The organism is Oscillibacter sp. (assembly GCF_028693505.1).
In the GTDB taxonomy this organism is placed as follows: Bacteria; Bacillota; Clostridia; order Oscillospirales; family Oscillospiraceae; genus Oscillibacter.
Genome location: NZ_JAQUVF010000045.1, coordinates 1 through 9,568, shown reverse-complemented (window position 1 = coordinate 9,568; position 9,568 = coordinate 1). Strand labels below are relative to the sequence as shown.

At 59.3% G+C, this 9,568-nt stretch carries 9 protein-coding genes and 1 riboswitch; of the genes, 8 read left to right on the top strand and 1 reads right to left on the bottom strand.

What is annotated here, in order from left to right; genetic code table 11:
• Positions 1-212 precede the first annotated feature (212 nt).
• Positions 213-331: riboswitch (TPP riboswitch) on the top strand.
• A 57-nt stretch (positions 332-388) separates the two neighbouring features.
• From thiT to PHI30_RS09920, 8 genes are all read left to right on the top strand, one after another.
• Entirely contained in the window at positions 389-949 is a 561-nt protein-coding gene (gene thiT / locus PHI30_RS09955) for an energy-coupled thiamine transporter ThiT (RefSeq protein WP_300027286.1), read from the top strand.
• Positions 950-1,162: 213 nt separating this feature from the next.
• Positions 1,163-3,811, top strand: coding sequence for a pyruvate, phosphate dikinase (gene ppdK / locus PHI30_RS09950; protein ID WP_300027282.1), 2,649 nt, complete (start codon positions 1,163-1,165; stop codon positions 3,809-3,811).
• A 110-nt stretch (positions 3,812-3,921) separates the two neighbouring features.
• Positions 3,922-4,761, top strand: coding sequence for a prepilin-type N-terminal cleavage/methylation domain-containing protein (locus PHI30_RS09945; RefSeq protein WP_300027280.1), 840 nt, complete (start codon positions 3,922-3,924; stop codon positions 4,759-4,761).
• 204 nt (positions 4,762-4,965) lie between these two features.
• Positions 4,966-5,886: a rhodanese-like domain-containing protein gene (locus PHI30_RS09940; protein ID WP_300027277.1), complete on the top strand. Its 921-nt coding sequence runs from the start codon at positions 4,966-4,968 to the stop codon at positions 5,884-5,886.
• Complete coding sequence (locus PHI30_RS09935) at positions 5,883-6,311, top strand: Rrf2 family transcriptional regulator (RefSeq protein WP_300027275.1); 429 nt, start codon at positions 5,883-5,885, stop codon at positions 6,309-6,311. Before PHI30_RS09940 ends, PHI30_RS09935 begins: the two co-directional genes overlap by 4 nt.
• A complete protein-coding gene (locus PHI30_RS09930) occupies positions 6,308-7,660 on the top strand; it encodes an FAD-dependent oxidoreductase (RefSeq protein ID WP_300027272.1) in 1,353 nt (450 codons plus the stop codon). The genes PHI30_RS09935 and PHI30_RS09930 overlap by 4 nt, the downstream gene beginning before the upstream one ends.
• A 2-nt stretch (positions 7,661-7,662) precedes the next feature.
• Positions 7,663-7,797 carry a CD1871A family CXXC motif-containing protein gene (locus tag PHI30_RS09925; RefSeq protein ID WP_300027269.1) on the top strand — a complete coding sequence of 45 codons (135 nt, stop codon included), beginning with the start codon at positions 7,663-7,665 and terminating at the stop codon, positions 7,795-7,797.
• Complete coding sequence (locus PHI30_RS09920; RefSeq protein ID WP_300027267.1) at positions 7,797-8,672, top strand: 4Fe-4S binding protein; 876 nt, start codon at positions 7,797-7,799, stop codon at positions 8,670-8,672. Before PHI30_RS09925 ends, PHI30_RS09920 begins: the two co-directional genes overlap by 1 nt.
• Positions 8,673-8,759: 87 nt before the next feature.
• Here PHI30_RS09920 and PHI30_RS09915 read toward each other — a convergent pair whose 3' ends face one another.
• Positions 8,760-9,338, bottom strand: a complete 579-nt coding sequence (locus PHI30_RS09915; protein ID WP_300027264.1) for an aromatic acid exporter family protein — start codon at positions 9,336-9,338, stop codon at positions 8,760-8,762.
• Between the last annotated feature and the right edge of the window lie 230 nt (positions 9,339-9,568).

Genomic DNA, 9,568 nt, shown 5'->3' with positions numbered 1-9,568 from the left:
TAGCCGCTTCGCGGTTCGTATAGCACAGGCGCAAAGCGCCGCTGTACTATATGTTTTTTAATTTAAGCGCCTGCCCACAGCGTGGGCGGATGCGCATATCATAGCCGCTTTGGGGTTATTATAGCATAGCTTTTTGGAAATGGGAAGGCGGAAAGCGCGCCCACTCTTGACAAACTCCCTAAAAGCGCATAGAATTGTTCCGACCGCAAGACAATCAAACACAGGGGCGCTGGAAGCTTTTTCCGGCTGAGATGTGAGGCGATGCAGCAGCCTCCGGTCCCTTGAACCTGATCCGGGTAATGCCGGCGTAGGAAGTGAACGAATCTCGTTTCTCCGTACCGCAAGCCCGTTTGTAGGCTTGCGGTACTTTTTTTTGGAGGTCTCGATTATGACGAACAAATCCCACCTGCGCGTGCGGATGCTGTGCGAGGGAGCCATCATGGTGGCCCTTTCCCAGATCCTCGCCTACCTCAAGCTGGCGGAGGCGCCCAACGGCGGCTCCATCACCGTGGCCATGTTCCCTATTTTGCTCTTTGCCGTCCGCTGGGGTCTGACCCCGGGGCTGATGGTGGGCTTCACCTTCGGCCTTTTGCAGCTGATCTTTGACGGCGCCTACGCCTGGGGCTGGCAGTCCATGCTGCTGGATTATCTGGTGGCATTTACCCCGCTGGGCCTCGCGGGTCTGTTCAAGGGGAAAAAGTGGGGCATTTTCGCGGGGACTGCCCTGGGCTGCACCTGCCGCTTTCTCGTGCATTACATCAGCGGCGTCACCGTCTACAAAATTTTGGCCCCAACCGCGTTTTTGAACTGGACATTTTCCAGCCCCTCCCTCTATTCCCTTGTCTACAACGGTTCCTACATGCTGCCAAACACCGTGATTACGCTGGTCGTGGCGGCCCTTCTCTATGCGCCGCTGCGGAAATATATGCTCGGTCAGGACCTGCAATAAAATTTGTTTTACCGGAAAGTGTACCGCGTGGGCAAAATCCCCCGGAGCGCTTTCGTTTTTTACGGGTTTTTCGTCACATTTGTTACATTTTTCCGGTGTTTCTTATTGTATTTATGCATTGTTTTCCAGTAAACTACCTATTATAATATTATAGTCGTTTTAGATAATCGATTACTTGCCACTGCGGCAGTGACAAAAGACGGAGGAAAGAAAATGAGCAAAAAGTATTGTTATTTGTTCACGGAAGGCAATGCGGGTATGCGGGAGCTTTTGGGCGGCAAAGGCGCGAATTTGGCCGAGATGACCAACATCGGTCTGCCGGTGCCTCAGGGCTTCACCATCACCACGGAGGCCTGCACCCAGTACTATGAGGACGACCAGAAGATCAACGACGGTATTATGGCCGAAATCATGGAATACATCGAAAAGATGGAGCAGATCACCGGCAAAAAATTTGGTGATCTGGAAAATCCCCTGCTGGTTTCCGTGCGTTCCGGCGCCAGAGCTTCCATGCCCGGCATGATGGACACCATCTTGAATCTGGGCCTCAACGAAACTGTGGTGGAGGTGCTTGCCAGAAAGTCCGGCAATCCCCGCTGGGCCTATGACTGCTATCGCCGTTTTATCCAGATGTACTCCGACGTTGTGATGGAGGTCGGCAAAAAATACTTTGAGCAGCTCATTGACCGGATGAAGGCGCAAAAGGGCGTCACGCTGGACGTGGATTTGACCGCCGAGGATCTCAAAACCCTGGCCGGTCAGTTTAAAGACGAGTACCAGTCCAAGATCGGGCAGGCATTCCCCAGCGACCCCAAGGAGCAGCTGATGGGCGCCATCAAGGCCGTTTTCCGCTCTTGGGACAACCCCCGCGCCAATGTCTATCGCCGGGACAACGACATCCCCTACTCCTGGGGCACCGCCGTCAACGTGCAGTCCATGGCCTTTGGCAACATGGGCGAGGACTGCGGCACCGGCGTTGCGTTTACCCGCAACCCCGCCACCGGCGAAAAGAAGCTCTTCGGTGAGTTTTTGACCAACGCGCAGGGCGAAGATGTGGTGGCGGGCGTCCGCACCCCCATGCCCATCAGCCAGATGGCAGAGAAGTTCCCCGAGGCCTTTGCCCAGTTCCAGAAGGTGTGCGCCATTTTGGAGGACCACTATCGCGACATGCAGGACATGGAGTTCACCGTGGAAAACGGCAAGCTCTACATGCTGCAAACCCGCAATGGCAAGCGCACCCCCGCCTCCGCTTTGAAGATCGCCTGCGATCTGGTGGACGAGGGGCAGATTTCCGAGGAAAAGGCCGTATCCATGATCGAGCCCCGCTCTCTGGATACGCTCCTCCACCCCCAGTTTGACGGTAAGGTGCTCAAGGCGACCCCCGTCATCGGCTCCGCTCTGGCCGCCTCTCCCGGCGCTGCCTGCGGCAAGATCGTGTTCACCGCCGAGGACGCCAAGGCATGGGCCGAGCGCGGCGAGAAGGTGGTTCTGGTCCGGCTGGAGACCTCTCCCGAGGATATTGAGGGCATGAAGGCCGCCCAGGGCATCCTGACCGTCCGGGGCGGCATGACCTCTCACGCCGCCGTGGTGGCCCGCGGCATGGGCAAGTGCTGCGTGTCCGGCTGCGCCGCCATCAAGATGGACGAAGAGGGCAAATGCTTCGAGCTTTCGGGCAAAACCTTCCGCGAGGGGGACTGGCTGAGTCTGGACGGCTCCACCGGCAAGATTTACGACGGCGCCATCCCCACGGTGGACGCGGTCATCGGCGGTGAGTTCGGCCGGGTCATGGGCTGGTGTGACAAGTACCGCCGTTTGCAGGTCCGCACCAACGCGGACACCCCCTACGATGCCGCCCAGGCCCGCACCTTCGGCGCGCAGGGCATCGGCCTTTGCCGCACGGAGCACATGTTCTTCAACGAGGACCGCATTCCCGCCATCCGGGAGATGATCTGCTCCGAGACTGTGGAGCAGCGGGAGAAGGCCCTTGCCAAGCTGGAGCCCATGCAGCGCGGCGACTTTGAGGGCATTTACGAGGCCATGGAGGGCTGCCCTGTCACCATCCGCTTCCTGGATCCCCCCCTGCACGAGTTCCTTCCCACGGATGAGGCCGACATTGCACTGCTGGCAAAGGATCTGGGCAAGACCGTTGCGGATATCAAAAATATTATTGCCTCCCTGCATGAGTTCAACCCCATGATGGGTCACCGCGGCTGCCGTCTGGCCGTCACCTATCCGGAGATTGCCGCCATGCAGACCCGGGCCGTGATCAAGGCCGCCCTCAACGTGCAGGCCAGACACCCCGATTGGAACATGGTTCCCGAGATCATGATTCCTCTGGTAGGTGAGGTGAAGGAGCTGCGATACGTCAAGGGCGTGGTGGTCAAGACCGCCGATGAGATCATCGCCGCCGCCGGTTCCTCCATGAAGTATCTGGTGGGCACCATGATCGAAATTCCCCGGGCGGCGCTCACCGCCGACGAGATTGCCAAGGAGGCCGACTTCTTCTCCTTCGGCACCAACGATCTCACCCAGATGACCTTCGGCTTCTCCCGGGACGACGCCGGCAAGTTCCTGGGCGCTTATTACGACAAGAAGATCTACGAAAACGATCCCTTCGCCAAGCTGGACCAGACCGGCGTCGGCCGTCTGGTGGACATGGCCTGCAAGCTGGGCCGCTCCACCAATTCCACGCTGCATCTGGGCATCTGCGGCGAGCACGGCGGCGACCCCGCCTCCGTGGAATTCTGCCACCGCACCGGCTTGGATTACGTGTCCTGCTCCCCCTTCCGGGTTCCCATCGCCCGGCTGGCTGCCGCACAGGCCGCCATCAAGTGCAACAACGAAGCGGCCGCGCAGAAATAACCGTTTCTAAAAAAGCAACTCCGGTTCCAGCTGGAACCGGAGTTGCTTTTTTTGTCGAAAAGGTGTATCATTTAAATACTTTCTCCAGAAAAATGGAACGAAGGGTGCCTATGAAGAACAAGAATCAAAAAAAGAATACGGGATTCACTCTGGTGGAACTCATCATCGTCATTGCCATCCTCGGCGTGCTCTCCGCCGTGGTGACGCCCCAATATGTCCGCTATGTGGAAAAAACCCGCTCCACCAAATGCACCGCCCAGCGCAACGAGGTCATCCGCGCGTTTGCCATGGAATGCATGGCAAGCGAGGACTTTTTCTCCCGGGCATCCGGTGCGGATTCCGCCGCGCTATCCGGCATGGTGTCCGGGGAGGACGGGTTGGGCACGGCCTTGACCTGCCCGAGCCGCGGCACCCTCACCTACCGCTTCAACACCGACGCCGACACGCTGGAAATCACGTGCAGCGAGCACGCCGAGGCCACCATCGCCGCCGAGATCACCATGCAGAAGTTTGCCGGCAACTTTGTGCAGGCCTACTACGATCTGATTGCGCAGGGCAAGAGTGCCAAGGCGGCGCTGGACGCACTCCGGCAAGACCCCCGATACAGCGGGTACAGCCTCAACTATTTGAGCAACGAGGAGGTTCGAAAGCTCACCTACAACGCCAGCGGCGGCTGGGTCCCCGTGAACATCGACGGAAAGACCTACTATTCCAAGGTGATGGCCAACGCCTCAAAGCCGGATTTCAAGGGCGCGGAGGATGTCATCGTCTACGCCAACAAAAACGACTCGATCGACGCCAAAAACGACTGGAGCGCCAACTACGTTTATTACAACGGATACTGGTATCAGCCTCCGGCGGGGGCCGACAGCATGGCCAGCAAAACCATGTCCCAACTCAAGGCCGCCATTGACGCCGCCGACTCCAAATGGAAACGTGTGGACGGCTGATTCCCACCGCTTTCGTCCCGCTCCATCCATCCGCTTTCTGACTCCAAACGGGGTCAGAAAGCGGATTTTTTTCTCCATGGGTCCGGCGTGCGCCCCCGCTTCTCCGCTACTCTTTCTTTGGTGCAAAAATTTTTTCGCAAAAGCTCTTGACTTTTTTAATGTAACTAATATAATTACATTAAAACAAGAAAGCAGGTAACCTTTATGAAAAGAGGACTTTTTCCATTTCTCCTTGCCGCGGTTATGACCCTGAGCGCCTGCGGCGCTGTCGGCGGCGGCACTGTGGCTGGTGACAGTGCCCAGGCGTCAGAGGACGCCCCTTCCCCGGCGACTGTGGGCAAGCTCACCGCCGAGGAGGCCCACACCCGGATGCAGGATGGCGCGGCGCGGGTCATTTTGGATGTGCGGACGGCGGAAGAATACGCCGAGGCCCATGTTCCCGGCGCGATCCTCCTGCCCAACGAGGACATTGGGGACACCCGTCCCCCCCAGCTTCCGGTTCTGGACACGGAAATCCTGATTTATTGCCGCAGCGGCAACCGCAGCGCCCAGGCGGCCAAAAAGCTTGCATCGCTGGGGTATACGAATCTCTATGACTTCGGCGGCATTCGGGATTGGACCTACGAAACCGAAAGCGGCCCATGGGAAGTCGAGGAAACAGCGGGCACCCTCTCCTCCTTTGCCGCGTACGATCTAAGCGGCGTTGCGCGGGATGCGTCCATTTTCTCCGGCCACACCCTGACCATGGTCAATGTCTGGGCCACCTATTGCGGTCCCTGCCTGCGGGAGCTGCCGGAGCTGGGCCAATTGGCTGCGGAGTATGCGGACCGAGGCGTGCAGGTGGTTGGCATCGTGACCGACGTGCTGCAAAATTCGGACGGAAGCTACCAGCAGGGGCGGGTGGAAGCGGCCCGCGCTCTGGTGGAGCAGACCGGCGCAAGCTACCTCCATCTGATGCCCTCCGCCGACCTGATTTCCGCCAAGCTGAACACGGTGAGCGGCGTGCCCACCACCTTCTTTGTGGATGAAACCGGCGAGCAGGTGGGCAAGGTCTATGTGGGAGCGCGCAGCGGCGAGGCATGGGGTGAGATCGTGGACGCGCTGCTGGCGGAGGTAGACGCATGACGGCGGAATTTCCTCTGGCGGTACACGCGCTGGTGTATTTGCTGCATACCGGACGCATCACCCCCAGTCAAGAGCTGGCGGACAACATCTGCACCAATCCCGCCCGGGTGCGCAAGGTGATGACAAAGCTCCACCGCGCGGGACTGGCGGAGTCTGTTCGCGGGCAGGGCAGCGGCTACCGCTGCGGCGGCGAAACTGCCGCCGTCACACTGGGCACGGTCCTTCGCTCGCTGGAGGAGGAGCCGCTTTCCATGTCCTGGCGCTCCGGCGATATGGACCGGGAGTGCCTCATTTCCTCCGGCATGGGGGCGATCATGGACGGAATTTACGGACAGCTGAACCGCCAATGCATGGAAACGCTGGAAAGCATGACCATTGGCGACCTTACCCATCAAATTTTTGATCGAAAGAAGGAGACAACATGAACTACGATGCCATCATTCTGGGCTTTGGAAAGGCCGGTAAAACGCTGGCGGGCGCTCTGGCAAAGCAGGGGAAATCGGTTGCTCTAGTGGAAAAATCCCGGGGAATGTACGGCGGGACCTGTATCAACGTGGGCTGCATCCCCTCCAAGTCGCTGGTAACGAGCGCGGCGGCGTCCGCGCTGCATCCGCAGGCGTCTTACGAGGAAAAGGCGGAGCGCTACGCCGCCGCCATTGCGGAAAAGCGCCGCGTGACCGGGCTGCTGCGGGGGAAGAACTATGATAAGCTGCACGATCTTCCCAACGTGACCATTCTGGACGGATTTGCCCGCTTTCTCTCCGAACATCAGGTAGAGGTGACGCTCACGGACGGCGGCACCGCCCTGCTGGAAGCGGAGCAAATTTTCATCAACACCGGTTCCACCCCCCTTGTGCCGGAAATTCCGGGCATTGCCGGAAATCCGGCGGTCTATACCAGCGAGGGTCTGATGGAGGAGGACCGTCTCCCCCGGCGTCTTGTTTTGCTGGGCGCGGGCTACATCGGCATGGAGTTTGCCTCCCTGTACGCAAGCTTCGGCTCCGAGGTCACGGTGCTCCAGGACGGTGCGGCCTTCCTTCCGAAGGAGGACCGGGACGTGGCGGAGGCAGTGCGCAGCATTCTGGAAGGGCAGGGCGTCCGCTTTTTGCTGGGCGCCAAGCCGCAGCGTCTGGAGGGCGGCACCGTGACTTATTTGCAGGATGGCGCGGAGCGCTCCCTCACAGCGGACGCGGTGCTCGTGGCCACAGGCCGCACTCCCGCCACCACGGGATTGCAGGCCGAAAAGGCGGGCGTGGCCCTGACTGCCAGAGGAGCCGTGCAGGTGGACAGTCTCCTGCGCACCACCGCGCCGGGCATCTGGGCCATGGGCGACGTGAATGGCGGCCCCCAATTCACCTTCGTCTCTCTGGACGACTTCCGCATCGTTTTCTCCCAGCTGGGCGGGGGGGAGCGCACCCGGGACGACCGGCAAAACGTGCCGTACAGCGTCTTTATGGCCACGCCCCTCAGCCGTGTAGGGCTGACGGAGCAGCAGGCCGCCGCGCAAAATCTTCCCATCCGGGTCCTCAAGCTGCCCACCGCCGCCGTGCCCAAGGCGCAGGTCCTGCGGCACACCGAGGGCTTTTTGAAGGCCATCGTCCACGCGGAAAGCGGCCGCATCCTCGGCGCGGCGCTCCTTTGCCCGGAGTCTTACGAGCTCATCAACCTCGTGAAGCTGGCCATGGACTTTGACCTCCCCTACACGGTCCTGCGGGATCGCATTTACACCCATCCCACCATGACGGAAGCGCTCAACGATCTCTTCGCGCTGTGAACATGCCGCGGTGGACAACAGCGGCCCTGCTGGCCGCGGCGGTGGCGCTGATCGCACTGGGCGTCCTTTCCGGGGAAGCAGTCGATGTGATGCAAAAGGCCGTGAGCATCTGTTTTGAATGCATTGGGGTGGGCTGATGAGACAAGGAAAACGACACTTTTTTCAACTGCTTGCCACGCTGGCGCAAAACGCGCATCTGGGCGGCTTTTTGACCGGAACGATCTACAAGGGGAACGCCAAACACATTTGCGTGCCGGGGCTGAACTGCTACTCCTGCCCCGGCGCGCTGGGTGCCTGCCCCATCGGGTCCCTGCAAGCCGTCATCGGCGGAGCGGGACGAACCGTTTCCTACTACGTGCTTGGCACGATCCTCCTCTTCGGAGTTCTGCTGGGCCGACTGATCTGCGCCTTTCTCTGCCCCTTCGGTTTTTTGCAGGACCTGCTGCACAAGATCCCCTCCCCCAAGCCGTCCCTTCCCCGGCGGCTGGACCGGTCCCTGCGCTGGGGCAAGTACCTCTCCCTCGCGGCGGTCCTCCTGCTCCCGGCGGTCCTCACGGACGCCTTTGGCATTGGCGCGCCCTTTTTCTGCAAATACCTCTGTCCCGCCGGCACGCTGGAGGGCGGCATTCCCCTCCTCCTTAAAAATGAAGCCCTGCGCGGCGCAGTGGGATTTCTTTTTTCGTGGAAGCTGGCGGTAGCGCTGGCGGTTTTGGCGGCAGCGATTCTGCTGTATCGCCCGTTTTGCAAGTATCTTTGCCCGCTGGGCGCGCTGTACGGGCTTTTAAACCGGTTCAGCCTTTATCAAATGCGGGTGGATGCGCAAAAATGCACCCACTGCGGTGCCTGCGAGCGGGTGTGCAAAATGGACGTTCGGATCACGGAGCGACCGGCTGATGCCGAGTGCATCCGCTGCGGCGCCTGTCAGGCGGCCTGCCCCGCAAGCGCCATTCACGCCGCCTTTTCTCAAAGCAAGACGGCGAAGAAATCGCCCCGCACTCCCGTTTCCCCATGATTCTCCCTACCGGAGAACTATGCCCTCCCATTTTCTCCAAAAAACAGCAGACCCGGCCAATTGGCCGGGTCTGCTTGCAGTTTGGTATCAATCCTCCGAAAGATGCCCCATTCCTTTTTCACAGGCTTTGGTAAACCGGCCGTACAGGCGCTCCATCCACTCAAAGGTAAATCCGCCGGGAAACATGCTGTTGACCGCCAGCGCCGCGAGCACGCCGATGGCCGTATCAAAAATACGGTTGAGGGCATAGCTCACATAGCTATCCACCGGCGTGTTGAACAGCAAAATGCACAGCACGACGCCACCGGGCTGCACACCGCCCACCCAGAAAAACTGGCACAAAATAATCAGCAGCACTGTGCCGATGAACACCAGCGGCACCAGCAGCAGCGACCGCCCGCCCTCCGGATAAAAAATCAGATAGACGCGAAACAGCGCCATTCCCAGAAGCCCGCCGATCATGGTGCCGAACAGGCGGTTGCCGCCATGGAGCTTTGACTGCTCCAGATCGCTGCCCATTCCAAAAATTGCGCCGATACAGGCGAACGCGGGGCTGCGGTCAAAAAAATAATACACCAGCGCACAAAGCGCGGCGGCCAGTGAGGTTTTGAGATTGCGCATACCGATCTTGGGGCAGCAGCGCGCAGCACGGCCTTGTTTGCTCATACATGCTCTCTCCCAGTCCATAGATTTTCTGCGGCGGTTTGCCACATCTTTTACCAGTATAGCATGGGTATTTTCACATGAAAAGTCATTTTATCAACTTTTTAGGTGTTTTCGGTAAAATGAAAGTATCGCAAAAGGTCTCGAAAAAGTTAGCACCCCAGATGGCATAAAAGTGAGCCATTGTCAGCACCTGAAATAACCGCTACCCTTAGAATTGTCAAGAGACTAAG

Excerpts from the sequence above, each read along its gene's own strand:
- PHI30_RS09930 (WP_300027272.1), top strand. The coding sequence starts at position 6,308 with ATGAACTACGATGCCATCATTCTGGGCTTTGGAAAGGCCGGTAAAACG.
- PHI30_RS09915 (WP_300027264.1), bottom strand. The coding sequence starts at position 9,338 with ATGAGCAAACAAGGCCGTGCTGCGCGCTGCTGCCCCAAGATCGGTATG.
- PHI30_RS09920 (WP_300027267.1), top strand. The coding sequence starts at position 7,797 with ATGAGACAAGGAAAACGACACTTTTTTCAACTGCTTGCCACGCTGGCG.
- thiT (WP_300027286.1), top strand. The coding sequence starts at position 389 with ATGACGAACAAATCCCACCTGCGCGTGCGGATGCTGTGCGAGGGAGCC.
- PHI30_RS09925 (WP_300027269.1), top strand. The coding sequence starts at position 7,663 with ATGCCGCGGTGGACAACAGCGGCCCTGCTGGCCGCGGCGGTGGCGCTG.
- PHI30_RS09945 (WP_300027280.1), top strand. The coding sequence starts at position 3,922 with ATGAAGAACAAGAATCAAAAAAAGAATACGGGATTCACTCTGGTGGAA.
- PHI30_RS09935 (WP_300027275.1), top strand. The coding sequence starts at position 5,883 with ATGACGGCGGAATTTCCTCTGGCGGTACACGCGCTGGTGTATTTGCTG.
- PHI30_RS09940 (WP_300027277.1), top strand. The coding sequence starts at position 4,966 with ATGAAAAGAGGACTTTTTCCATTTCTCCTTGCCGCGGTTATGACCCTG.
- ppdK (WP_300027282.1), top strand. The coding sequence starts at position 1,163 with ATGAGCAAAAAGTATTGTTATTTGTTCACGGAAGGCAATGCGGGTATG.